At 40.7% G+C, this 24,464-nt stretch carries 22 protein-coding genes; 12 read left to right on the top strand and 10 right to left on the bottom strand.

The annotated features are described in order from the left end of the window. Window positions 1–94: 94 nt before the first annotated feature. A complete protein-coding gene (gene dnaE, locus ACEXOE_RS23450) occupies window positions 95–4,531 on the bottom strand; it encodes a DNA polymerase III subunit alpha (protein ID WP_394751315.1) in 4,437 nt (1,478 codons plus the stop codon). Between the two features lie 228 nt (window positions 4,532–4,759). On the opposite strand from dnaE, the gene ACEXOE_RS23445 reads away from it, so the two are divergent. From ACEXOE_RS23445 to ACEXOE_RS23420, 6 genes are all read left to right on the top strand, one after another. Next, the gene (locus ACEXOE_RS23445) at window positions 4,760–5,284 is read left to right on the top strand and encodes a 30S ribosomal protein S16 (protein ID WP_394751314.1); all 525 of its coding nucleotides are present in this window, start codon (window positions 4,760–4,762) and stop codon (window positions 5,282–5,284) included. Window positions 5,285–5,297: 13 nt separating this feature from the next. Then, window positions 5,298–5,825 carry a ribosome maturation factor RimM gene (gene rimM / locus ACEXOE_RS23440; protein ID WP_394751313.1) on the top strand — a complete coding sequence of 176 codons (528 nt, stop codon included), beginning with the start codon at window positions 5,298–5,300 and terminating at the stop codon, window positions 5,823–5,825. Window positions 5,826–5,892: 67 nt separating this feature from the next. Beyond that, window positions 5,893–6,564, top strand: coding sequence for a tRNA1(Val) (adenine(37)-N6)-methyltransferase (locus ACEXOE_RS23435; RefSeq protein WP_394751312.1), 672 nt, complete (start codon window positions 5,893–5,895; stop codon window positions 6,562–6,564). A 130-nt stretch (window positions 6,565–6,694) separates the two neighbouring features. Continuing rightward, the gene (locus ACEXOE_RS23430; RefSeq protein ID WP_394751311.1) at window positions 6,695–7,873 is read left to right on the top strand and encodes an acyl-CoA dehydrogenase family protein; all 1,179 of its coding nucleotides are present in this window, start codon (window positions 6,695–6,697) and stop codon (window positions 7,871–7,873) included. A 633-nt stretch (window positions 7,874–8,506) separates the two neighbouring features. Continuing rightward, the gene (locus tag ACEXOE_RS23425; RefSeq protein WP_394751310.1) at window positions 8,507–8,680 is read left to right on the top strand and encodes a hypothetical protein; all 174 of its coding nucleotides are present in this window, start codon (window positions 8,507–8,509) and stop codon (window positions 8,678–8,680) included. 383 nt (window positions 8,681–9,063) lie between these two features. Further along, window positions 9,064–10,209: a hypothetical protein gene (locus tag ACEXOE_RS23420; protein ID WP_394751309.1), complete on the top strand. Its 1,146-nt coding sequence runs from the start codon at window positions 9,064–9,066 to the stop codon at window positions 10,207–10,209. Between the two features lie 80 nt (window positions 10,210–10,289). Here the strand turns inward: ACEXOE_RS23420 and ACEXOE_RS23415 are convergent, their stop codons facing one another. The 6 genes from ACEXOE_RS23415 to trmB form a co-directional block, all read right to left on the bottom strand. Continuing rightward, the gene (locus ACEXOE_RS23415; RefSeq protein WP_394751308.1) at window positions 10,290–10,619 is read right to left on the bottom strand and encodes a 2Fe-2S iron-sulfur cluster-binding protein; all 330 of its coding nucleotides are present in this window, start codon (window positions 10,617–10,619) and stop codon (window positions 10,290–10,292) included. A 134-nt stretch (window positions 10,620–10,753) separates the two neighbouring features. Further along, complete coding sequence (locus tag ACEXOE_RS23410; protein ID WP_394751307.1) at window positions 10,754–10,996, bottom strand: NifU family protein; 243 nt, start codon at window positions 10,994–10,996, stop codon at window positions 10,754–10,756. Window positions 10,997–10,999: 3 nt separating this feature from the next. After that, on the bottom strand, window positions 11,000–12,142 hold the full coding sequence (locus ACEXOE_RS23405) for an Mrp/NBP35 family ATP-binding protein (protein WP_394751306.1): 1,143 nt from the start codon (window positions 12,140–12,142) through the stop codon (window positions 11,000–11,002). A 123-nt stretch (window positions 12,143–12,265) separates the two neighbouring features. Then, the gene (locus ACEXOE_RS23400) at window positions 12,266–12,601 is read right to left on the bottom strand and encodes an MGMT family protein (protein WP_394751305.1); all 336 of its coding nucleotides are present in this window, start codon (window positions 12,599–12,601) and stop codon (window positions 12,266–12,268) included. Continuing rightward, window positions 12,601–13,230 (bottom strand): LysE family transporter, encoded by a 630-nt coding sequence (locus ACEXOE_RS23395; RefSeq protein WP_394751304.1) that lies wholly within the window; start codon window positions 13,228–13,230, stop codon window positions 12,601–12,603. Before ACEXOE_RS23395 ends, ACEXOE_RS23400 begins: the two co-directional genes overlap by 1 nt. A 4-nt stretch (window positions 13,231–13,234) precedes the next feature. After that, window positions 13,235–13,906, bottom strand: coding sequence for a tRNA (guanosine(46)-N7)-methyltransferase TrmB (gene trmB / locus ACEXOE_RS23390; protein ID WP_394751303.1), 672 nt, complete (start codon window positions 13,904–13,906; stop codon window positions 13,235–13,237). A 191-nt stretch (window positions 13,907–14,097) separates the two neighbouring features. Here trmB and ACEXOE_RS23385 point away from each other — a divergent pair, with 191 nt between their 5' ends. Then, window positions 14,098–15,210, top strand: coding sequence for a glycosyltransferase (locus ACEXOE_RS23385; RefSeq protein ID WP_394751333.1), 1,113 nt, complete (start codon window positions 14,098–14,100; stop codon window positions 15,208–15,210). On the opposite strand, the gene ACEXOE_RS23380 is transcribed toward ACEXOE_RS23385, so the two are convergent. Further along, entirely contained in the window at window positions 15,135–16,190 is a 1,056-nt protein-coding gene (locus ACEXOE_RS23380) for a sensor histidine kinase (protein WP_394751302.1), read from the bottom strand. The two genes, ACEXOE_RS23385 and ACEXOE_RS23380, sit on opposite strands and share 76 nt — an antisense overlap. Further along, window positions 16,190–16,876: a response regulator transcription factor gene (locus tag ACEXOE_RS23375; RefSeq protein WP_394751301.1), complete on the bottom strand. Its 687-nt coding sequence runs from the start codon at window positions 16,874–16,876 to the stop codon at window positions 16,190–16,192. Before ACEXOE_RS23375 ends, ACEXOE_RS23380 begins: the two co-directional genes overlap by 1 nt. Before the next feature lie 179 nt (window positions 16,877–17,055). Here ACEXOE_RS23375 and ACEXOE_RS23370 point away from each other — a divergent pair, with 179 nt between their 5' ends. From ACEXOE_RS23370 to ACEXOE_RS23350, 5 genes are all read left to right on the top strand, one after another. Continuing rightward, window positions 17,056–19,881, top strand: coding sequence for a TonB-dependent receptor (locus ACEXOE_RS23370; protein WP_394751300.1), 2,826 nt, complete (start codon window positions 17,056–17,058; stop codon window positions 19,879–19,881). A gap of 43 nt (window positions 19,882–19,924) precedes the next feature. Further along, window positions 19,925–21,928 (top strand): hypothetical protein, encoded by a 2,004-nt coding sequence (locus tag ACEXOE_RS23365; RefSeq protein ID WP_394751298.1) that lies wholly within the window; start codon window positions 19,925–19,927, stop codon window positions 21,926–21,928. 223 nt (window positions 21,929–22,151) lie between these two features. Beyond that, window positions 22,152–22,460 carry a T9SS type A sorting domain-containing protein gene (locus tag ACEXOE_RS23360; RefSeq protein ID WP_394751297.1) on the top strand — a complete coding sequence of 103 codons (309 nt, stop codon included), beginning with the start codon at window positions 22,152–22,154 and terminating at the stop codon, window positions 22,458–22,460. Window positions 22,461–22,643: 183 nt separating this feature from the next. Beyond that, entirely contained in the window at window positions 22,644–22,967 is a 324-nt protein-coding gene (locus ACEXOE_RS23355; RefSeq protein WP_394751296.1) for a T9SS type A sorting domain-containing protein, read from the top strand. 83 nt (window positions 22,968–23,050) lie between these two features. Continuing rightward, window positions 23,051–24,028, top strand: a complete 978-nt coding sequence (locus ACEXOE_RS23350) for a LuxE/PaaK family acyltransferase (RefSeq protein ID WP_394751295.1) — start codon at window positions 23,051–23,053, stop codon at window positions 24,026–24,028. Here ACEXOE_RS23350 and ACEXOE_RS23345 read toward each other — a convergent pair. Continuing rightward, the gene (locus tag ACEXOE_RS23345) at window positions 24,025–24,438 is read right to left on the bottom strand and encodes a hypothetical protein (protein WP_394751294.1); all 414 of its coding nucleotides are present in this window, start codon (window positions 24,436–24,438) and stop codon (window positions 24,025–24,027) included. The two genes, ACEXOE_RS23350 and ACEXOE_RS23345, sit on opposite strands and share 4 nt — an antisense overlap. Window positions 24,439–24,464 lie beyond the last annotated feature (26 nt).

Raw genomic sequence — 24,464 nt, 5'->3', positions numbered from 1 at the left:
TTGTGAATCAGGAACTTAATTCTTGATATCCACATCTTTTTGGGGGATATATTTATTAAATTCCCTTCTTACGGGCAACACGGTCATTTCCCTTTTAGTTCAATTTATAATGTACCTGCTTCTCTTCCAAAACAGATAACAGTTCTGAAGAAATTTGAATTTTTTGTTTGCGACTGGATAAATTCAATTTTATCTGTTCCTTCATTTCATAAATCACAAAGCTGAAGGGATGATTTCCCTGATGGGATACCAAAAGGTCCTTTAAATCAAGGATATGTTCTTCTTTCAATTGGTCAATATTCAACTTAATGGTCAACTTCCTTGCATAGGTTTCCATGACTTCCTGCAAAAGCATAAAACTATTGAATTGCATTCTAGGGTCTCCCTTTTTACCCGTATCCCTATTTACCCAACCATCTTTGATATATACTTTTACGTATGCAAAGGAGTTCACCATAAGAAAATGTCTAAATTTCAGGTACTCCTCCCCAAAGATTCGAAATTCATAAGAATCCGTATAATCTTCCATGGTAAAGAGGGCCCATCCTTTTCCGTTCTTGGAAACACGATGTTGCACATCGCTGATCACACCTGCAAAAGAAAGCTCCTTGTTTACATAATCTCCCATATTGTTGAAGTAGGAAACCCCTGCATTGCAAAAGCTTTTGATCTCCGTTTTAAAATCGTCCAAAGGATGGCCTGAAATATAAATTCCGACCACTTCTTTTTCCCTTCGCAATTTTTCCATAGTTCCCCATTCTTCGCAAGGAGGCACAACGGGCTCCGGAATCTGCACTTCACTGGCATCTCCAAAAAGACTCACTTGGGAAGAGTTGGCATTTTCCTGATATTTTGCGCCATATTTCATGACCTTTTCCAAAAAGGTAATCCCATCGCCCTCATCGTGATAATACTGCGCCCTGTGTGCGGCTCCAAAGGAGTCAAAACCTCCGGCCACAGCCAAGTTTTCAAATGCTTTTTTATTTGCTGCCCGCAGATCTATCCTTTTTGAGAGGTCAAAAACCGAACGATACGGACCATCCTTTTTCCTATTGGCCACAATAGTTTCTACGGCATTGGCTCCGACGCCTTTTACAGCGCCCATACCAAAGCGTACGGCTCCACGATCATTTACGGAAAATTTATAATAGGATTCATTGACATCTGGCCCCAATACTTCCAAGCCCATACGCTTACATTCCTCCATAAAAAAGGTAACCTGTTTAATGTCGTTCATATTGTTAGACAATACGGCCGCCATATATTCGGCCGGATAATGTGCTTTGCAATAGGCCGTTTGATACGCAATCCAGGCATAACACGTGGAATGACTCTTGTTAAAAGCATAAGAAGCAAAAGCTTCCCAATCCTTCCAAATCTTCTCCAAAGTTTTCACATCATGGCCTTTCGCTTCTGCCTGCGAAATAAACTTGGGCTTCATTTTATCAAGGACATGCTTTTGCTTCTTCCCCATCGCCTTACGCAGTACATCGGCTTCACCTTTGGTAAAGTCGGCCAATTTTTGCGACAGCAACATCACCTGCTCCTGGTATACGGTAATCCCGTAGGTCTCGGCCAAATACTCTTCACAAGCCTCTAGATCATAAACAATTTCTTCATCCCCATGTTTTCGCGCAATAAAACTGGGAATGTATTCCATAGGTCCTGGGCGATACAGGGCATTCATGGCGATAAGATCCGCAAATACCGTGGGTTTCAGAGATCTCATATGTTTTTGCATCCCCGGAGATTCGTATTGAAACACCCCTACCGTTTCCCCACGTTGAAAAAGCTCATAGGTTTTTTGATCATCCAAGGGGAAATTTTCGGGATCCAATTCAACGCCGTGTTTGGCCTTTACAATTTTCACGGTATCCTTGATTAAGGTCAAGGTTTTTAGTCCCAAGAAATCCATTTTAAGGAGTCCGGCATTTTCCACGACCGAGTTATCGAACTGGGTACAGTACATGTCGGAGTCTTTGGCCAGGGCTACGGGCACAAATTTGGTAATGTCATCAGGAGTAATGATCACACCACAGGCATGTATCCCTGTATTTCTTACCGAGCCTTCCAAGACATATGCCTGATTCAAGGTCTCTGCCTCCAAGCCTTCTCCTTCAGAAATATTCAATAGCTGATTGATGTTTTCCATCTCATCCGACTTGAACTTTTTCCGCAAAGTAGCCTCATCTACTCCAATGATTTTGTTTAATTTGGACATATTGGGAATCAACTTGGCCATGCGATCCGCATCTCCTAAAGGAAGATCCAAGGCACGTGCCGTATCCCGTATGGACGATTTTGCCGCCATAGTACCATAGGTAATGATCTGCGCTACTTGATTGGCCCCATACTTTTCAATCACATAGTCCATGACCCTACCACGACCCTCGTCATCAAAATCGATATCAATATCTGGCATACTAATACGGTCCGGATTGAGGAAGCGCTCAAAAAGTAAGTCGTACTTAATAGGGTCCAGATTTGTAATCCAAAGGCAATAGGCCACTACCGAACCTGCAGCAGACCCCCTACCAGGGCCAACAGATACATCCATATCCCTTGCGGCCCTGATAAAATCTTCAACAATCAGGAAGTAGCCCGGATAACCCGTATTTTCAATAACCTTGAGCTCAAAATCCAATCGTTCATCAATCTCGGGCGTAATTTCACCATAGCGTTTCTTAGCTCCTTCATAGGTAATATGCCGCAAGTATTTGTTCTCCCCACGCTTGCCGCCATCCAGTTGATCTTCTTCAAATTGAAATTCTTCAGGAATATCAAAAGCGGGCAATAATACATCACGGGCCAGTGTGAAAGTCTCTATTTTATCCACAATTTCCTGAACATTGGTAATTGCCTGCGGAACATCTTTAAACAGTTCCTTCATCTCATTGGAGGACTTAAAGTAATATTCCTGATTGGGCAGACCATAGCGATAGCCACGTCCTCGTCCTATGGGCGTTGCCTGTTTCTCCCCATCTTTTACGCACAAAAGAATATCGTGGGCATTGGCATTTTCCTTACTTCGATAATAGGTGTTATTGGTAGCCACCACCTTCACTTGATGCTTTTTTGCGAATTGCAACAACACCTGATTTACACGATCTTCATCTTCCTGCCCGTGTCGCATCAGTTCAATATAAAGGTCATCCCCAAAAGTGTCCTTCCACCAAATCAATGCTTCCTCCGCCTGTTTTTCGCCTACATTGAGCACCTTGCTAGGGACTTCTCCATAGAGGTTTCCGGTAAGTACAATGACGTCTTCCTTATATTGTTCTATGATTTTTTTATCGATACGTGGCACATAATATTTCCCACTTACGAAAGCAATAGAAGACATTTTGGATAAGTTATGATAGCCGTTCTTATTTTTGGCCAGCATCACAATTTGATATCCATTGTCCTTTTGGGATTTGTTGGTATGGTCTTCACATACCTGAAATTCACAACCTACTATGGGAGTGATTTCCAATTCTAGTTCCGGCAATTCATGAAGAGCTTCCTGTCCCTCTTCCAGCGTTCCATTTTGAGTGGCCTCAAAGCGGTTCTTTAGCTCTTCATTACGCGAGGCAACTCCCTTGTTATGATTAATGACCCCATTTACAAAGTGAAACGCCCCCATCATATTGGCGTGATCCGTCATGGCTACTGCGGGCATTTTTTCGTTGGCCGTAGCCTTGATCAAATCAGGAACACTTATCGTGGATTGTAAAATGGAGAATTGGGTATGGTTGTGCAGATGTGCAAAACTTGCGCCCTCCAAGCTTTTTACATTTTCCAGAATCTCTTCCTCCGATACGCCACCCGTATCTTTCTCCCAAAACGCATCGGCAATTGCCTTAGATGCCTTCTTTAGATTAATATGCTTTAATCCGATCAGTTGAATTTCCTGGGGATTGGACTCCGAGAAATTTTGGAAATAATCCGGGGATACATCCAACTGCTCAATGCTGTATTGCTTTCTTCTCACCAATTCCAAGAAACAACGTGTAGTGGCTTCTACATCGGCAGTTGCATTATGCGCCTCGGCAAAAGGGGTATTGAACAAATGTTGATGAAGTTCCGTTAGGGTGGGCAACTTAAACTTTCCTCCGCGACCGCCTGGTATTTGGCAGAGCATAGCCGTTTCCTCGGTACAAGTATCCAATACTGGAAGTTCTTGGAGTGGATTCTCCACTTGCATCCTGTAGAATTCACAGCCCATAATATTGACATCAAAGCCCACATTTTGCCCTACAATAAATTTAGCTTTGGACAGGGCAATATTGAATTTCTCCAAGACCTCCATTAAAGGAACGCCTTCCTGATCGGCCAAAGCTGTTGAAATTCCATGTATTTTTTCCGCATCATAGGGAATATTGAATCCATCCGTTTGTACTAAATAATCCTGATGTTCCACCAAATTCCCCATGGCATCGTGCAATTGCCAGGCAATTTGAATACATCTGGGCCAATTATCCGTATCCGAAAGCGGGGCATTAAAACGTTTGGGCAATCCAGTAGTTTCGGTATCAAAGATCAGGTACATAAAAGAAGGGTTTATTCGCTTTAAAAGGAGGGTATAAAAGTAAAAAAATCGTGTCTTTGAAAAAAGATGAGTTGTTAGGAGTTATCAACGAGCCCATATCGTTAAAGCATATTCCCAAAAAGCATTGTTCTCTTAAAAAAAAGACTTATATTTGCACCCGCTTTAGGATAAAGCCAGTTAAAAAAGAATTAATAATCAAGGGTCGGGCACCCTACAAATTAATGTGATATGCCAGTTAGAATTAGATTACAACGACACGGAAAAAAAGGAAAACCTTTCTATTGGGTAGTAGCTGCGGATTCCCGCGCAAAAAGAGACGGTAAGTTTCTTGAAAAATTGGGAACGTATAATCCAAACACCAATCCTGCTACCATTACTTTGAATGTTGACAATTCTGTCACATGGTTACAGAATGGAGCACAGCCCTCCGATACTGCCAAAAAAATCCTTTCTTACAAAGGTGTTCTTTTAAAGCACCACTTATTGGGAGGTGTTCGTAAAGGTGCATTGACCGAAGAGCAAGCAGAAGAAAAATTCAATGCTTGGTTGGAAGAGAAAGCAAAATCCATTGGCGCCAAAGTAGAAGGTTTGGATAAAGCAAAAGCTGATGCCAAGGCCAAAGCTTTGGAGGCTGAAAAGGAAATCAACGAAAAAAGAATACAAGAGGCCGCAGCTGCAGCAGCTCCTGAAGTTGAAGAAGGCACTGCCGATTCTGAAGATGCAGCTCCTGTAGCTTCCACAGAAGAAGAATAGTCTTTTAAACGATATGCAGAAGTCAGCTTGTTTCTACCTCGGCAAAATCGTTTCAAAATTTAGTTATAAGGGGGAAGTGTTGGTCAAAATCGACACGGATGAACCCGAACTTTACGAAAACATGGAATCAGTTTTTGTTTCATTGCGAAACAATCTGGTTCCATTTTTTATTGAAAAGTGTGTCTTGCATAAATCGGCACTCTTACGCATCCGATTTGAGGAAGTGAGCAACGAGGACGATGCGGACAAGATTATGGGTTCAGAGCTATATCTTCCCTTAGAATTCTTACCTAAACTAAGTGGAAATAAATTCTATTATCATGAAGTTATCGGGTTTACATTGGAAGATGAACTCCACGGAAATATTGGTACAATTCAAAGTGTAAACGATACGACTTCCCAAGCCTTGTTTGAAGTGAAAAAAGAGGGCAAAGAACTCTTAATTCCAATCAACGATCAAATTATCAATAAAGTGGATCGGGAACAAAAAACTATTTTTGTAACTACCCCGGAAGGATTGGTAGATTTGTACCTATCCTAAGATGCTGAAGATTTTGAACAAGCCTTTTACTTTCAAACAGTTTAGCGTTCATCAAGACCGCTGTGCTATGAAAATTGGTACGGATGGCGTGTTATTGGGTGCTTGGACTGCTATTGACACCCATCCAAATTCCATTTTGGATATTGGTGCAGGAACAGGGGTTATTGCCCTTCAGTTGGCACAACGCAGTCATGCCGAAATCATTGATGGCATTGAAATTGACGCGGAAGCCTATGAACAGTGTGTCTCCAATTTTGAAAATTCTCCTTGGGCCGATCGTCTTTTTTGTTATCATGCTGGGCTGGATGAACTCACAGAAGAAATTGAAGAACACTACGATCTTATTGTCTCCAATCCTCCCTATTTTCCTCCCAATGAAAAAGCAGCGGAGGAACAAATAGACGCTGCCAGAAAAACTGCTCGATTTTACGATGCGCTTCCCTTTGAAGCATTGTTACAAGGGGTTGCACAATTGTTGAGCCCATTAGGTGTTTTCTCCACCATAATACCATATCAAGAAGAAGAGAAATTCCTTGCACTGGCCAAAGCATTGCAGCTTTTTCCTAAAAGGATAACCCGAGTCAAAGGCCATGCAGGGGCTCCTACAAAAAGGTCCTTATTGGAATTTCATCGGCTTGAAAAAACGCCAATAGTCCAAGAATTGACCATTGAACTGGAGCGTCACCAATATACTCCAGAATATATTGCCCTGACCAAGGATTTTTATTTAAAAATGTGACATTCATGCATATGTCATTATTTTTCCTTTAACTACCTTTGAAAAAATTGCTTTTTTACAAAATTTGCAGCTATTATTGCGAATTCTTTAAAAGCGATGCTATACAAAAGTTAACATTAAAACCCTTTCCATGAGACCTGATTTGTTTGAAGCTCCAGATTACTATCTCTTAGATGATTTACTTTCCGAAGAACATAAATTGATTCGCGATGCGGCCCGTCAATGGGTCAAACGTGATGTTTCCCCCATTATTGAAGATTTTGCGCAACGTGCTGAATTTCCAAAACAAATCATCGGTGGACTCGCAGATATTGGGGCATTTGGTCCATACATTCCAGAGGAATATGGAGGTGCGGGATTAGATCAGATCAGTTATGGTCTTATCATGCAGGAAATAGAACGGGGCGATAGCGGGGTGCGATCTACAGCCTCTGTACAATCTTCCTTGGTCATGTATCCCATTTATGCCTACGGAACCGAAGAGCAACGCAAAAAATATTTACCCAAATTGGCTACTGGAGAATTCATGGGATCTTTTGGCCTAACAGAACCCGATCATGGTTCCAATCCGGGTGGCATGACCACAAATTTTAAGGACAAAGGAGATCACTACCTACTCAATGGGGCAAAACTATGGATTTCCAATTCCCCCTTTTGTGATATTGCCGTAGTATGGGCTAAAAATGAGGAGGGCCGTATTCATGGATTGATCGTAGAGCGGGGAATGGAAGGTTTCTCTACTCCGGAAACCCATAACAAATGGTCCTTAAGGGCATCCGCGACCGGAGAGCTTATCTTTGACAATGTAAAAGTTCCCAAAGAAAATCTGTTGCCTGGAAAAAATGGCCTTGGAGCTCCCTTAGAGTGTTTGGATTCCGCACGATTTGGCATTGCTTGGGGTGCTATTGGCGCAGCAATGGATTGCTATGACACCGCTTTGCGTTATGCCAAAGAACGCATTCAGTTTGGAAAACCTATTGCAGCAACACAATTGCAACAGAAGAAATTGGCCGAAATGATTACGGAAATTACCAAGGCCCAATTGCTCGCTTTCCGTCTAGGGCAATTAAAAAATGAGGGGAAGGCCACCACAGCGCAAATATCCATGGCAAAACGAAATAATGTAGATATGGCTATAAAAATAGCCCGTGAAGCACGACAAGTTCTAGGAGGTATGGGAATCACAGGGGAATATAGCATTATGCGTCATAGTATGAATCTCGAAAGTGTCATTACTTATGAAGGTACCCACGATATCCATTTACTGATTACTGGATTTGATATTACGGGGCATAGCGCTTTTAAGTAAAAAGTATTGCTTCAAAATAGAATTCCTAGGCCTTACTTCTTAGTTAAGAAGTAAGGCCTAGGAATTCTATTTTGTCCCCAAATTTGGCCCTAATGCAAATTGCCCAGATTCTAATTTTCCCTAGGGTACGAATGATATGTTTAGAACCATTTTCATTCTTACTTAAAATGATATGGGCTTTTAGTCTTCAACATCTATTAAAAAAATCATAATTTTTTTGTTTTCGTAGTTAAAATATTTAATTGTTATAAATAAAATACTACATTAGAGTGGTATTTTCTACAGCGATAGCTTTAGATTAAAGAAGAACTTTACAAACTTGATTACCCATGTATTGAGCAGAAAGAACATTTATTTTGTGACATACCATTTTGAGTATCCAAAATAAGCCTACTGCTATAGTCCAAATGTCCGAAGAAGATTTCAGCTATTGAGATTCTCTTCTCTCGATCCAAATAGAGAAATTAATACCGCATACGCTTTCTAACATTCACATTAAATTGTTCGCTTTAGGGTATCCAGAATGTCACCATGGCGACTTAAAATAAATAAAAAAACCTTGCAAGGACAGACACAAATCACGAGTGTCTCAAAATGTTCGTGACTTTTAATTCACTGACAAATTTTTAATCCATGTTAAAAAAAGTTTTAAATCTAGGAAAAGCATTAAACAGAAAAGAACAACTAACTATAAAAGGTGGTGGCGTTGTTTTTGTATGCACAGCATTAACCGAAGGATGTACCTGTTTTGACACTCCAGATGGCAGTCAAGGATTCTGTTCTGACGGAGTTTGTTATGATTGTTAAGACAATAGAAATCCTTAACAAACATTTTTTGATTAAATGAAAACAATTTTCCTTTAATCAAATGGTAATCCCTGATTTGCTACAATTGTAAAAATGCCAATCAGGGATTAAAACACCTATGCTACATTTTTTGTAAAAGCTCCAATAAAAAAAGTACTGGAGCAACCTTTTTTAAAGCGTTCCATTCATCCCTTTACAAGGTAATTTATCCCAATAGCATGGGATTTACGGTCATCTCCATCAATTTGGTCCTCAATACACTTCAAAAAATCCCTTTGACCTGGGACAAATGGCCTCCACTAGAATTATTAAATACTTTTAGCTGCTGTACTCCATTAAAAAATGGAGTAAAAAATACGCTGGAATCAATAATTCTATATACTATGAAAAGAAATCAAAATTTAAAAAAAATCGTATGCGCTCTTACACTGATGTCCCTAGCATTAGTTTTCACGAATTGCAGCAAAGAAGATGCTGCCGAATTTGAAGGGGAAGCGCATGCGTTCAGTGCCTGTATCGATGATGGAACGGGCAGCTGTGACGAGGACATTATCCTGTTTGACCCTACGGACCCTACCGATCCTGGCAGTGGTGGAACATCTACCCCGCCCTCCTTATCTTCACGGTTTCGCTATTACCATCGCGGCAACAGCGGCGATAATATCTTCACTTCATCAAGTTCTAGCGGAAGAGGAAATTGGTCGGGAAGCGTGAACACCAATGGAAACAATCGTCTGGACGACCAAAGTATCTCTGCTACTCAATTTGGAAACCGAGTAGCCGTCGTCCATCAAGGGAGGACATCGAACACTATTTTTTATTCTTTTTCCAGAGATGGACGAAATTTTACACGAGACCGATCCATTCCCACCGGAGCACGAACTTCCGGCACCATTAAAACCGTTGAATTCAATGGTCGCCTATTTGTATACCATCACAATGGTTCGTCTAACCGAATCTATTATAATAGCACCTCCAATGGAACCAATTGGGTAGGGAACAGACCTATCTCGGATGCCAATTCCTATCTTGCCTTTGATGTTGTGGTACTGGGAAATAGATTGTTTTTGGTCTCTTTGACCAACAGCAGTATTTCTGTTTCTTCGAGCACTGATGGTATTAATTTTTCGAGAGTAACGAGAGATGGCTTAGGCTTAAATGTTGCCCCAAGGAATATAGATGTGGTTGCTGTGGATGATATCATCTATATCCTATTCGAAGACAGAAGAATTTCCTCAAGAACCAGAAATCTATCTATTGGGAAATGGATCAATGGTTCCAACCCCATTGGTTTTGTTTCCTTTGTAAGCATAGGCACAACTACGGACCAGCCGGCTACTATTGCATCAGACGGAACTACATTGGTCGTTGCTTATGAAAATGACAATGGAAATGGTATTACGGTGAGTTACAACACTGCCTTTCGCAACATTCCCAGAAACCAGACCATCCCTCCAAGTAGCTGGCGCAGAGTCGCAGGGAGTGGCAGAACTAGTCTTTCGGGTGTAAGTCTTATCTATACCGAATAAGGTAGAACGCTGATTCCATAGCGTAAAAAACCCCTAAACAGTATTGCTTAGGGGCTTTTTACATTATATTTTTTTTCAGGCTAGCTTTCCGGAGCCAATTCAATTTCCAATCCGTCCATTTCTTCCGAAATATGCAGTTGGCACCCTAAGCGGCTATTATCTTCCACATAAAAGGCTTCGGCCAGCATGGCATCTTCATCATCAGATTTTTCAGGAAGTGCATGTTCACTTTGCACATAACATTGACAGGAAGCACACATGGCCATTCCCCCACATACACCAATGGTACCTTCGGGAGCAAGTTCATATGCCCGGACCAATTCCATCACATTCATATTCATATCCGTAGGTGCCTCTACCTCATGAACAACCCCTTCTCTATCTTTTATTTTAATTTTTACGTCAGACATGCATTTATCATTATTTCGATTATCCTAAAGTCCTATTCAGGAAGAAATCCTTACAAATTCATTTTCTAAATTGATGGAATATCAAAAAAAGATACAAGACTACATGCTTATACCTTTTTCATGGAAAGTATTCGTTATGACACATTGATCACTTCTTCGATCTGTGGGGCGTATTTTTTAATGGTCATTTCCACACCACTTTTTAACGTCATTTGATTTACACTACACCCTACACAGGCTCCTTCTAAGCGGACCTTTACAGAAGTATCATTATTATCTATGGAAATCAATGAGATGTCTCCTCCGTCGCTTTGTAAGAAAGGGCGGATTTCGTCCAATGCCTTTTCAATATTAGCTTTAGTTTCCTCTGCTGTCATTTTTTATTTCTTTTTAACAGGTGCACACCCTGCCATCGTTGTTATTTTAATAGCCTCTGTAGCGGGCAATGTTCTATTTCTCAGGACTACTTCCTGTACTACGCTACGCGTAAGCGCCTCAAATGCATGTTCAATTGGCGTTGCCGTTTGTAAAGCGGCCGGCCTACCAACATCTCCTGCCTCACGAATACTTTGCACTAGTGGAATTTCTCCAAGGAAAGGAATATTTACATCTTCTGCCAAGTGCTTGGCACCTTCTTTTCCAAAAATATAATATTTATTATCCGGAAGCTCTTCCGGAGTAAAATAAGCCATATTTTCAATAATTCCTAGTACAGGTACGTTGATAGCTTCTTGTTGGAACATGGCCACTCCTTTTCGAGCATCAGCCAGAGCTACTTCTTGCGGGGTACTTACAATCACGGCACCCGTCACTGGTAATGCCTGCATAATACTCAAGTGAATATCTCCGGTACCCGGTGGCAGGTCCAGTAGCATAAAATCTATTTCTCCCCAATCTGCATCAAAAATCATTTGGTTCAAGGCCTTCGAGGCCATTGGACCACGCCAAATCACCGCCTGATTGGGTTGGGTAAAAAAGCCTATGGATAAAATTTTAACCCCATGGCTCTCTATGGGTTTCATTTTAGATTTTCCGCCGACATTGGTAGCCAAAGGTTTTTCATGAACCACATCGAACATTATTGGGGCAGAAGGCCCATAGATATCCGCATCCAACAATCCCACTTTAAAGCCCATTTTGGCCAAGGAAACCGCTAGATTCGCCGTTACTGTAGATTTTCCTACGCCTCCTTTTCCAGAAGCAACAGCAATAATATTTTTTATTCCCGGAATAGCTTTCCCTTTAATCTCATTGACCTTAGGTTTTGCCGCCTTTACATCTACCTTTACATTTACCGTTACTTTGGCTTTCTCATACACCCGCGCATGGATGATCTTAAGGATTTCAACCTCCGTTTTTTTCCGAGCTTGCAAGCTATGATTCCCAATAGTAATATCTACAACAACTTCATCACCGAAAACCATGACATTGGTCACGGCTCCACTCTCTACCATATTCTTTCCCTCACCCGGAACCGTAATTTGTTCCAAGGCTTTGAGAACCTCCTTCTTATCTAATTTCATTTAGCTAAGGTTTCCGTTTATTCAAACTAATTCTACACCACAAAGATAGGGTATAGGGCTGAGATTAAGAAGTTAAGGAATGTATAAAAGATATGGACAAAAAAAGCAGTAGCTCCCTTTTATTTATTGTAGTTCCAAGGCTGGATCCCAAAAATAACGCTCCATATCCACAATTTGATTGTCCACCACTTCAATGCCTTCGTTTTCCAAAAGTTGTTGCATAAGATTAGTGCCTTCAAAATGGTGTTTTCCCGTTAGCAATCCCTTTCTATTGACCACTCTATGCGCCGGCACATCTTCCATACCTCCAGCTCCGTTCATCGCCCAACCTACCATGCGAGCACTCCTTGCCGCTCCCAGATATTTGGCAATGGCACCATAGGTGGTTACTTTTCCATAGGGAATCAGACGTGCTACTTCATAGGTTTTTTGAAAGAAATTCTTGTTTTCGGGTTTCATCAGCTGTAAAATATTCGAATTATGGTAATGATCAATAAAATAAGCATTAGGGCACTCAATATATAGTTGGAATTCTTGGAAAAACCATGGTTCTTCGTTTCCAATTTATAGAAATATACGGTATAGAGATACAGTACGGCAAAGGTCCCCAAACCAGCAGCCAAAATAAACGTAACAATATCCCATACCTGAAATTTTATCCAGCCAGAGGCATTCCACATCGCGTTTAATCCGCTATAATAGGGGATGGTCAATAAGTTTACCGCAGCAAGGAGCATTCCCTTAAAGAAGCTATTCCTTTTGCTAATTTTCACTTCTTTGTTCTTGGCTGTTGTATTCTTTCTTGCTTTGATAAAAAAATAAACGGCAAAAAAAGCAAAGACCAGCAAGGCAATCTTTAACAGGACACCGATGACCTCAGGATTTCTATCTAAAAATTTAGAAATCATTACCGCAATATAGGCTTGGATCATAATCATGCTGGAAACCCCCAAACTAAAGATAATGCCGTTGAGTTTTCCTTTTTCCACACTAGTCTTGGCGGCATTCATATTCAACAGTCCCGGGGGTACGGTCGCCATAAATGCAGCAGAAAAAGTGGCAAAGAAAAGTATAAGGAGATGCGTCATAGGTTTAGTTGATCCTAAATTGGATATAGGTTATCGGTTTTCCTTTTTCAAGATACTGATTTTCATAGAATGTCTGAATCTCCAAAACTTCCTTTGGGCTTCCCTCGTTTTTATAGACATCGTGGTTCGCATACACCACTTCTGCACCTAAACCATGTAAAAGCCCTAACGTATATCCGTGCATAAACTCGCTATCCGTTTTCAGGTGGATCACGCCTTCCGGGCGTAAAATTTTCTTATATTTTTCTAGAAAAAAACTATTGGTAAGGCGGTGTTTTGTGCGCTTGTATTTTATCTGGGGATCCGGAAAAGTAATCCAAATTTCAGCGATTTCCTGAGGCCCGAACAAGGCATCTATCAACTCAATTTGTGTTCTTAAGAATCCTACATTATCGATCCCTTCTTCTAAAGCTGTTTTCGCCCCGCGCCAAAATCGGGCTCCTTTAATATCAATACCAATATAATTTCTGGAGGGATCTTGTTTAGCCAATCCTATAGTATATTCTCCCTTTCCACAACCCAATTCCAATACTATGGGATGGTCATTGCCAAAAAAAGTGGCCCATTTCCCTTTAAGCTTAAAGGATGCATCAAGAATTTCCTCCCGTGTAGGCTGAATTACATTCTTAAAAGTCTCGTTCTCTTTAAATCGTTTGAGTTTGTTCTTACTTCCCAAAATATGCGTTCAATTTTCATTCAATATCCATAAAAATTGGTATTTCCTCTCTTGTTCCATAGACTCCTCTTGCTGAAGTGGCATTAACAGGTAAAAATCGTATTGCAAATCAAAAGTTGATGACCAAAATTTAATGTTTTGACAAAACTAAGGAAATCTATTTGAGTAAGGAATTTTTGTTCTTTGCAACAATGCGATCCAACAAACGAATTTTAGTGGCCCCGCTAAATTGGGGATTGGGACATGCAACGCGATGTATTCCAATCATCAGGGCATTAAAGGCGCACCATTACACTCCCATCATAGCCTCAGACGGTGTAGCCCTTGTATTATTGCAAAAGGAATTTCCAGATGTGGAGACCATTGAATTGCCTTCTTACAAAATTACCTACGCCAAGAAAAAAAAACATTTTAAGCTAAAAATCCTCTGGGATTCCCCCAAGATGATAAAAGCCGTTAAAAAAGAAAAAAAACTAATCAAAAAACTAATTAAGGAATTCCAATTGGACGGTATCATCTCGGACAATCGTTTAGGGGTATACAGCAAAAAAATCCCCTCGGTGTTTATTACACATCAGCTCAACGTTCTTTCGGGCAAAACAACCTGGATGAGTTCCAAGGCACATCAAAAAATAATACGAAAATTTAATGCCTGCTGGGTTCCTGATCATGAAGGCAAACCAAATCTATCCGGAAAACTGGGGCATCTCAAGAACTCCAAACTCCCCATCGTATATCTAGGGCCGCTCAGCAGGCTACAAAAAAAAGCATTGCCCTTTGTCTATGATCTAATGGTACTCTTATCTGGTCCAGAACCACAGCGCAGCCTTCTTGAAGAAAAAATAAAAGAGGAATTACAACACTATCACGGCAGGGTTCTTTTTGTACGCGGAGTACTGGAAAAAGAACAAAAAACGCAGACCTCCATCGAAGAGAAAAGAATAACCACATACTATAATTATATGAATTCCCACGAATTGGAAATCGCCATAAACGAGAGCGCTCTTGTGCTTTGCCGTTCGGGATATACCACAATAATGGATCTTGCCCATTTGGAAAAAGATGCTTTTTTTATTCCTACCCCTGGACAATATGAACAGGAATACTTGGCCAAAAGAATGCAAAAATTAGGTTATGTTGGCAGCGCTACCCAAGAAGATTTTAGTATCGCCACCCTTGAAAGCGCAAAGGATTTTAAAGGCTTAAAAAAATTCAATGCGACCATCGATTACGCTTCTTTATTTTCTATTTTTTCCAAGGTAAACGAAAATTCAGAACCAACTTCCTCTACACTTTCCACATAAATCTTTTCGTCATGAGCCTCAATAATATGTTTTACAATAGAGAGGCCCAGACCAGATCCCCCTTCCTTTCTATTACCGCTCTTGTCTACCCTAAAGAAGCGTTCAAAAAGTCTTGGTAAATAATTCTCGGGGATACCTTCTCCATTATCGGTCACCCTGATAATGACTTTGTTCTTGATCAAATTTTCAACACTGACTTCCGTAGTTCCATCGGTTTGCCCATATTTAATAGAATTCACGAGGAGGTTGGTCACCACTTGTTGTATTTTCTCCTTATCGGCATACACTAAGACAGGTTCCCGATAATCCATATCAAAAGTAAGGGCGATTTTCTTTTTGGCCGCCTTCATTTCCAAAAGATCAAAAACACTTTGTATCAATTCAATGATATCAAAACTTTCCCGCTCTAAATTTAGGTCTCCTACTTCCAATTTCGTAATCAAATCCAGATCCTTTACAATATAGATAAGGCGTTCTACTCCTTTATTGGCCCGTTGCAGGTATTTTTTATTAATATTCTCATCGTAAAGCGCACCGTCCAACAGGGTCAGTATATATCCTTGGACCGTAAAAAGGGGGGTTTTTAATTCATGGGAGACATTTCCCAAAAAATCTTTTCGATATTCCTCCCGGATTTTCAGGGTGTCGATTTCAATTTTCTTATCTGCGGCAAACTTTTCAATTTCTGCAGTAAGCGTGGTCATATCGGTGGTCACCGTACGGGAAGAAAGACTGGAAGATTCCAACAGGGAAACATCGTCATAAATCCTTTTAATACGCTGATAGATAAACCGTTCTGCACGTGATTGTATGATAAGAAAGGTAATGAGAAAGGAGAGTAAGGCAAAAGGAGCCAGTACGATCCAATTGATCGATTTACTCAACCACATAAGGCCAAAGAGAAAAAGGGTCAAAAACAGGGTAATGTATACGGTAGAACGAAAAGCAAAACGATATGACTTCTGTAACCGTATCCCCATTATAATACAAACTTATACCCTACACCTTTGACGGTTTTAAAATGTTCTTCCCCTATTTTTTCGCGTAATTTACGAATATGAACATCTATGGTCCTTCCCCCAACAACGACTTCATTTCCCCAAACTTTATCCAAAATCACTTCACGTTTAAATACTTTGCTAGGTTTGGAAGTCAATAAGGCCAAGAGCTCGAACTCCTTTCTCGGAAGAATAATTTCAACCCCATCATTGATGATTTTATATTCTTCCCTATTGATGACAATATCGCCTACTTTAACAATATCTTCGGTTTCTTGCTTATCTTCTTTTAACCTTCTAAGCAAGGCTTTTACCTTACTCAGCAATACCTTTGGTTTTATAGGTTTGGTTATATAGTCATCAGCACCTGCCTCAAAACCGGCCACATGGGAGTAATCTTCGCTACGGGCTGTCAGGAACGTAATAATGGTGTTTTCCAATTCGGGAATACCACGGATGATCTCACAAGCTTCGATCCCATCCATTTCGGGCATCATCACATCCAAAATAATAAGATGGGGCTGTTTCTTTTTGGCTTTGGCCACTGCTTCTACGCCATTTTTAGCCGTAAAAATTTGATATCCCTCTGAAGATAAATTGTAGCTGACAATTTCCAAAATGTCCGGCTCATCATCTACTAACAATATCTTGGTATCCTTTTTTTTCATGAGTATTACGAATTGGTTACAGCCTCAAATGTAAATATAATACTATTACGCTTAAGGTGCTTAACGTTGATTTAATATCATAACATTAATGTAACAATAAATACACGAATGTTTAACCTGTAGGTAACGCGGCTTTTACAACACCTGACGTTCTTTGCGGCAACATTTAAATCATTTTAATGAGAGTTATTGTATTGATATTATGCCTGATAGGATCCTTACAGATAGGAGCGCAGGAGACTGGAAGTATTGTAGGAAAATTAACCGACAAGGAAGCAAATGATGAGCCGCTTGCTTTTGCAAACATTATAATTAAAGGCTCAACCAAAGGGACAACCTCCGATTTTGATGGATTATATGAATTGGCTGATTTAGAACCGGGAACCTATGTTCTTGTATTTAGTTATTTAGGGTATCAAAATGTAGAAATTCCGGATGTTAAAGTTGAAGCCGGAAAGGTAACCACCGTAAATGTACCCATGTCCGCTAGTGAAGGGGTGAGTCTAGATGAAGTGGTAGTGACTACACAAGCTAGAAGAGATTCCGAAACGGCCTTATTGATCGACACCAAGAAAGCCTTGATCGTAAAAGAAAGTATTGGAAATCAGCAATTGCGAAAATTGGGGGTACGGGATGCAGCAACGGCAACCACCAAGATCTCTGGAGTAACCAGTAGTGAAGGATCTGGGGATATTTTTGTACGTGGTCTTGGCGATCGTTACTTATCTACCACTTTAAATGGTTTGCCGGTACCTTCCGATGATGTAGAACGAAAGAACATTGACCTTGGACTCTTCTCTACTCGAGTAATCCAGAATGTAAGTATCAGTAAAACCTATGCTGTAGCAGGTTCTGCCGATCAGGCATCGGGTAATGTGGATATTACCTCTAGGGAATTGAAAGACACTTTAGAATTGAGTGTTGGGGTACGTGTTGGCGGAAACACCAATGTATTGCAAAGCGATGTCTTTAATAACTTTAGCATTTCACCCAACTCTAGAAATGTAGATTTTGGTTTTTATAAACAAAACCTCAGTACTCAGGAGTTGATTACCCAACAAGGGTTCAATACGGTACAACAGGAAAACCCGATCAACTACTCCTATTCCATTACTGCAGGAAAGCGTTTTGGCGAAAAATTTGGGGTGTTGCTCACGGCTTCCCAATCCCAATCCTATGAATATGGACAGGGTGTTTTCCGGCAATATGATCGTAACTTTATTACGGACACCATTACCGATGCTACGACCTCCAATAAGAGAAATGTAACCACGGCGCTTTTGGATTTGAGTTATCGTATTGATGACAATAACAAAATAAAATCCAACACCTTTTTCGTAAACACGCTTTCTGATATTGTATTTGAAGGAGGTAGAAATGGGGAAGCTTCTATTTTTGAAGAGACGGAGCGTCCAGAAGGCTTGTTTCAATTTATCCGCGATCAGAATTTAAGACAGACCAGCTTATTTGTCACGCAATTGTTGGGTACACACCGTTTAAATGAAAACAATTTGTTCAAATGGGCGGTTGGCTACAACCTGGTCAATGCGGATGAACCTAATAGAATCCGAAACGAGGTGAATTTTGATCCTAATGGGACTTTTGTACAGTTAGGAAGAACTGGAGATTTCCAACAACGTAAATCCAATCAGGAAATCGATGATACCGAATACAACGGCTATCTAAAGAATGTGAGTACGCTTCTTTCCGAATCCAATGATGAGGGAGATATTACCAAACTCTTTAAATTGGAGTATGGCCTAAACTACAGAAACAAACAACGGGATTTTAGATCTCAGTTCGTTGGGGTGCGGGAAACTACTCGAAATGCAATCAACCCTGTCTCCATAGATGATCTTGGCGGAATTTTTCAGCAAGAGAATTTTGATAGCGGTGCCTTACGCCTAAACATCCTACAACCTGATTTTTACAATGGGGAATTACAGTCTTACGCTGGTTTTGTGGATGCCAACTATACCGTAAATCAATGGAACTTTAATTTAGGATTGCGTTACCAACGCGATGAGATCGATGTGAATTTTGACGTAGGAAACCTTCAGGGACGTGTTGGGGAGACCAGCCAGGAATATGACAATTTATATCCTAGTTTAAATGTTAAGTATTCCTTGAACGAGAAAAACATCTTCCGTTTTGGATTCAGTAGAACCATCACCTTACCCGAGTTTAAGGAAATCGCTCCTTTTGAATATGTTTCTCCCACCGCTCAGGTAGTTCGTGGTAACCCGGATATTGAAGCTTCCAGGGATTTGAACTACGATCTAAAATGGGAATTCTACCCTTCAGCAGGTCAGGTACTTTCTTTGGCCGCTTTCTATAAAGACATTTCCGATCCTATCAATACGGTACAGGATAGGGGATCTGCCGGAGTATTCTCCTTCTTTAACTCAGGGGACAAGGCCGAAGTCTTTGGTTTGGAATTGGAAACAAGGGTCGACTTGATCAAACCTATTATCAATGAAGATGATGGTAGCAGATCTGGTTATGGATTAAACTTGAACCTAAATGCTACACGTATGTGGCACAGCCAGGACTTAAGGGAAATCAGGAATGCCGATGGAAGCTTGGTCAGAACCTTCCGTTATAGAGGGTTGACCAAAATTGATTTGCAGGGCGCTTCGGATTGGATTTTAAATGCCAACTTGAATTTTACTACGGCAAACAAAAATCCATGGACACTAACGGTAGCAGGGAACTATGCTTCCGATAAAATCTTTGCTCTGGGAGCAGCCTTTAACCAGAACAATACCGATATCGAATTTAACGATGCCATTGTTGAAAAAGGTTTCGTGGTACTGGATGCCGTAGTCAGCAAGGAAGTTGGCGATCATTGGACGTTCCGATTGACTGGAAGAAACTTGTTGAATCCTGAGATCGAGAGAACCCAATTGATCCGTCCAAGCACTACCGGAATCCAAACCGAGGAAGTGGTACGATCCTATACCAACGGGGCCCAAATCAGCCTTGGTGTCAATTATAATTTTTAATAACATATTCTAAACTATAAACTAAATCTTAAAAAGAATCATCATGAAAACGACAGTTATTAAATTTCTTTCTTTGTTTGCAATTGCGGCTTTCGTTTCCTTGAACACTAGCTGTTCAGGAGACGACAACACAACCGATCCTCCTACTTCAGGCGGAGGTAATGGCGGCAACGGTGGCAACGGTGGCAATCCTCCGGCAACAGGTACTACTTTGACCGGAATGTTAACGGAAGATTTGACTTTAGACCCTACGGTATCCTATGTATTGGATAATACCTATAGTATAGAGTCTGGGGCTACCTTGACCATTCCTGCAGGAACAACCATTACTGCAAACGCAGCTCAGGGGGAAAATACAAGTACTTATATCGTGGTTCAAAGAGGAGCACAAATCGATATTCAAGGTACTGCGGCAAATCCTGTAGTCATGACCTCCAACAATGCAACTCCTGGAGATTGGGGAGGATTGGTTATCTTAGGAAACGCGACCACTACTGCCGGAGTTGATGCTATTGCTGAAGTTGGACAATTGGTTTACGGAGGTACTACCGACAATGACGATTCCGGTTCCATCAACTACCTGATCATCAACTATGCCGGGGCTGCCATCAATCCTGATTCCCAGTTCAACGGATTGACACTTTATGCTGTCGGTTCTGAAACTTCTATCTCTAATGTAGCTGTACTTAATGGTACCGATGATGGGGTAGAGTTCTTTGGAGGAACGGTAAGTGCTTCTAATATGTACTTTGAAAACAACGAAGATGATGCGATTGACTGGACAGAAGGTTGGAACGGAACCTTGACCAATGGATATGTATTGCACACTATTGAAGGTTTCTCTACGGCCGTTGAAGCGGATGGGGAAAATGGAAATCCAACCTTGACCAACTTAACTGCGGTTTCCAATACTGGAGGTACTGCCTTACAGTTCAAAAGAGAATCTGGAGCTACCATTACAGGGCTTTCTTTGGCCGGATATGATACTTCTTTGGATTTTAGGGATATGGGTGCCTTCTCCAACGTACAAATTGAAGGGCAAGATGCCGATCCTACCCAAACCTATATTGCAGCTCCTTCTGTAGACGTAGCCATGTTTGATTGGATCAATTCTGGATCTCAGGCCACTACAAGCGTGTTAAGCGGAAGTATTACTGCCGATATGACTTTAGATGCAAACGTTAATTATTTATTGAGCAATACTTTCAGTGTTGAAAGTGGAGCTACTTTAACCATTCCTGCAGGAACCATCATTACTGCGGATGCTGTAGATGGTGAAAATACAAGTACGTATATCGTTATCCAAAAAGGAGCCCAGATCGATGTGCAAGGTACTGCTGCCAATCCTGTAATCATGACATCCAACGGAGAAACTCCTGGTGATTGGGGTGGTTTGGTCATCTTAGGGGATGCTACGACCACTGCTGGTGTTGATGCCATTGCAGAAGTTGGACAATTGGTTTATGGAGGAACTAATGATATGGATAATTCCGGATCTATCAACTACTTGGTGATCAACTATGCGGGTGCCGCCATCAACCCTGATTCTCAATTCAACGGATTGACGCTTTATGCGGTTGGCTCTGAAACTTCCATCTCTAACGTAGCCATGTTAAACGGTACGGACGATGGTGTTGAGTTCTTTGGTGGAACCGTAAACGCAACTAATATGTATTTCCAGGATAATGAAGATGATTCTATTGACTGGACAGAAGGTTGGAACGGAACCTTGACCAATGCCTATGTGGTGCATAACATTGAAGGTTTCTCTACTGCTGTTGAGGCAGATGGGGAAAATGGAAATCCTTCTATTGTTAATTTAACTGCGGTTTCCGCTACTGGAGGAACTGCTTTACAGTTCAAAAGAGAATCTGGAGCAACGATCACTGGACTTTCGTTGACAGGATATACTACAAGTTTGGATTTTAGGGATATGGGTGCTTTCTCTAACGTACAGATCGAAGGTGCCGATGCCAATCCTGCTGAAGCTTACGACGCTGCCGCTACGGTAGACGTGGCTATGTTTAGCTGGGTTCCCGGAATCTAGTCCATAAATTATATTTATCAGTTTAGTCAAAAAAAGGCATCTCACTTTTCGTGGGGTGCTTTTTTGTTTCTTCATAATTTTAGGTAAAAAAAAGCCAGTTTTTGACCTAAAAAATGACTATAAAGGCATCCGAAATATCGTTTTGGCCAAATTTTTGATAGAATAAAAATACGATGCAACGAACGACATCTAAAATTAGTATATTTGTCGTATATTTATTTATATGAAGCACTTTTACCTCATTGTATGTTTCCTTTTTTTCTCCCTTAGCTATGGACAAGATAGCAAGGGTAAGGGAGATATTGATGGTTTTAAAGTCTATCCTAACCCGGTTACTTCCGGTAAAGTCTACATCAGCACTACGCAAAACGCGCCTAAAAAAGTGTTGATTTATGATGTTTTTGGAACGCAAGTTATGGAAACCACCATTTTAGGGAAAGAATTAAATTTGTCCGACTTAAAAGCGGGTATTTATGTGCTGCGTGTCTTTGAAAAAAACAAAGTGGCCACACGAAAGCTAGTCGTCAAATAACGTTCTCCCTTATCCTTCATTATACCGAAATTCCATTTTTTTCCTGATTCGATGATCGTATCAAAAATATCGACGAACGGTTTTAGAAATTCCGTTCACATACAAAAATTGCCATTTCACAACATTTAGAGAAAATAGGTATTTCCTTTTGCTATATTTATACTGCTCCCAAACGAAAGCCCTATGAAATATTTCTTTCTTATCGCCTTTTTTGCCTTCACTTCCAGTGTTTTTGGCCAGGATACAAGCGGTTATCAGGAATCAAAAAAAGAGAAACCCTATAGCTTTAAATTATATCCGAATCCGGCAGTTGGTGATGTTGTCAATATAAAAAGTGATTTAAATGCCATTAAAGTGGTCAAAGTCTACAATGTCTTTGGCAAAGTGGTGCTTACCGATCGAATTTCCACCAATGTCTTGAATATTTCACGACTGGTTCCCGGTATCTATGTGCTTCAAGTGACCGAAAAAGGGCAGTCCATGACGCAAAAATTAGTGGTAAAATAATTTCTCCATTTCCTTAAAATGCCCGTTGCTCCAATTTATGGGGCTTTTATTTTTTGGTTACTTTTGTGCCTGTACAAGCAACCATGGATCCATACGCTATTTTTGACCCTATCGATGCGGCCACTTTTGATGCCCATGCCCTAGCACAATTTCAATTCCACTATCAAAACAATACCGTATACCGTCAATTCTGCGCACATTTAAAACGAACAGAAAACCACGTAAAAAACGTTTGTGATATTCCTTTTTTGCCCATTGAATTTTTTAAATCCAAAACCATTGTATCCAATAGCCAAAAACCGCAAGTACTGTTCACTAGTAGTGGCACAACAGGGAGTACAACCAGCACCCATTATGTGACGGACATTGGTCTTTACGAAAGGTCCTATCTTGAGGCTTTTCAATATTTTTACGGTCCCGCTTCGGACTATTGCATTCTGGCTTTGTTACCTTCTTATTTAGAAAGGGAAGGGTCCTCCCTCATTTATATGGTGCAAGATCTTATCCAAAAAAGTAGTCATCCTGACAGTGGTTTTTACCTTCATGATGTTGATGCCCTTCAACAAAAAATCTTAAAACTGGAAGCTCTTGGCACCAAAACCCTATTGATCGGGGTTTCCTTTGCACTTTTGGATCTGGTAGAAAAATTCCGATTCAACTTAAAATATACCACCGTTATGGAGACTGGGGGCATGAAAGGAAAGCGCAAGGAAATGATTCGCACCGCCCTGCACGAGAGACTAAGAGAAGGATTTGGTGTTGAGGTGATACATTCGGAATACGGAATGACGGAATTGCTGTCACAAGCCTATTCCAAAGGCCATGGTATCTTTGAAACACCCCCTTGGATGCGTATTTATATCCGTGACACTGAAGACCCCTTAACATACCAAGCGCACGGAAAAACCGGAGGCGTAAACATCATTGATTTGGCAAACCACAATTCTTGTCCTTTTATTGCCACGCAAGACTTGGGCAAATGTTATAAAAATGGCCATTTTGAAATTCTGGGACGTTTTGACCATTCGGATATTCGCGGTTGCAATCTAATGGCGCTTTAAAAAGAAGTCCCAAAGCCTCCACCACGAACATAAACTAAGGTAAGCTCGTCATCTGAGATATTGGGATCATCCACCTTTGTTAATTCCAAGCGATCCCCATCAATACGATATTGATATTGTATCGCTCCATTAAAGGTTAAAACGGCTCTTTCTCCCGAAAGGGTGTAGGTTCCCGGGGCTATTAGAAAAAAGCTATTGGGATTATCTGAAACCGTAACTTGATTTTCCTCTACATTAATAAGCAATTGATGCACGGCAAAGTTAAAGTCATCCGGAAAAAAGCAAAAACAGAAGGCTTCGGTCAGTGTCCATTGCCCGTCTAAATCCGGGTCGATCAAATTCACTTCGCTTTCACCAGAACAGGAATTCAAGAAAACAAAGAGCAGTAATAATGGGGCATACTTTCTCATAATATTCTTATTTCATGTACCTTAAA

This window comes from Spongiimicrobium salis, assembly GCF_043678055.1.
Lineage (GTDB): Bacteria > Bacteroidota > Bacteroidia > Flavobacteriales > Flavobacteriaceae > Spongiimicrobium > Spongiimicrobium salis.
The sequence above is the reverse complement of the archived record's forward strand: the minus strand, read 5'-3'. Positions and strand labels throughout refer to the sequence as shown.

Coding starts and splice junctions, on each gene's coding strand:
- dnaE (WP_394751315.1), bottom strand. CDS start 4,531: ATGTACCTGATCTTTGATACCGAAACTACTGGATTGCCCAAACGTTTT.
- ACEXOE_RS23445 (WP_394751314.1), top strand. CDS start 4,760: ATGCCAGTTAGAATTAGATTACAACGACACGGAAAAAAAGGAAAACCT.
- rimM (WP_394751313.1), top strand. CDS start 5,298: ATGCAGAAGTCAGCTTGTTTCTACCTCGGCAAAATCGTTTCAAAATTT.
- ACEXOE_RS23435 (WP_394751312.1), top strand. CDS start 5,893: ATGAAAATTGGTACGGATGGCGTGTTATTGGGTGCTTGGACTGCTATT.
- ACEXOE_RS23430 (WP_394751311.1), top strand. CDS start 6,695: ATGAGACCTGATTTGTTTGAAGCTCCAGATTACTATCTCTTAGATGAT.
- ACEXOE_RS23425 (WP_394751310.1), top strand. CDS start 8,507: ATGTTAAAAAAAGTTTTAAATCTAGGAAAAGCATTAAACAGAAAAGAA.
- ACEXOE_RS23420 (WP_394751309.1), top strand. CDS start 9,064: ATGAAAAGAAATCAAAATTTAAAAAAAATCGTATGCGCTCTTACACTG.
- ACEXOE_RS23415 (WP_394751308.1), bottom strand. CDS start 10,619: ATGTCTGACGTAAAAATTAAAATAAAAGATAGAGAAGGGGTTGTTCAT.
- ACEXOE_RS23410 (WP_394751307.1), bottom strand. CDS start 10,996: ATGACAGCAGAGGAAACTAAAGCTAATATTGAAAAGGCATTGGACGAA.
- ACEXOE_RS23405 (WP_394751306.1), bottom strand. CDS start 12,142: ATGAAATTAGATAAGAAGGAGGTTCTCAAAGCCTTGGAACAAATTACG.
- ACEXOE_RS23400 (WP_394751305.1), bottom strand. CDS start 12,601: ATGAAACCCGAAAACAAGAATTTCTTTCAAAAAACCTATGAAGTAGCA.
- ACEXOE_RS23395 (WP_394751304.1), bottom strand. CDS start 13,230: ATGACGCATCTCCTTATACTTTTCTTTGCCACTTTTTCTGCTGCATTT.
- ACEXOE_RS23385 (WP_394751333.1), top strand. CDS start 14,098: ATGCGATCCAACAAACGAATTTTAGTGGCCCCGCTAAATTGGGGATTG.
- ACEXOE_RS23380 (WP_394751302.1), bottom strand. CDS start 16,190: ATGGGGATACGGTTACAGAAGTCATATCGTTTTGCTTTTCGTTCTACC.
- ACEXOE_RS23375 (WP_394751301.1), bottom strand. CDS start 16,876: ATGAAAAAAAAGGATACCAAGATATTGTTAGTAGATGATGAGCCGGAC.
- ACEXOE_RS23370 (WP_394751300.1), top strand. CDS start 17,056: ATGAGAGTTATTGTATTGATATTATGCCTGATAGGATCCTTACAGATA.
- ACEXOE_RS23365 (WP_394751298.1), top strand. CDS start 19,925: ATGAAAACGACAGTTATTAAATTTCTTTCTTTGTTTGCAATTGCGGCT.
- ACEXOE_RS23360 (WP_394751297.1), top strand. CDS start 22,152: ATGAAGCACTTTTACCTCATTGTATGTTTCCTTTTTTTCTCCCTTAGC.
- ACEXOE_RS23355 (WP_394751296.1), top strand. CDS start 22,644: ATGAAATATTTCTTTCTTATCGCCTTTTTTGCCTTCACTTCCAGTGTT.
- ACEXOE_RS23350 (WP_394751295.1), top strand. CDS start 23,051: ATGGATCCATACGCTATTTTTGACCCTATCGATGCGGCCACTTTTGAT.
- ACEXOE_RS23345 (WP_394751294.1), bottom strand. CDS start 24,438: ATGAGAAAGTATGCCCCATTATTACTGCTCTTTGTTTTCTTGAATTCC.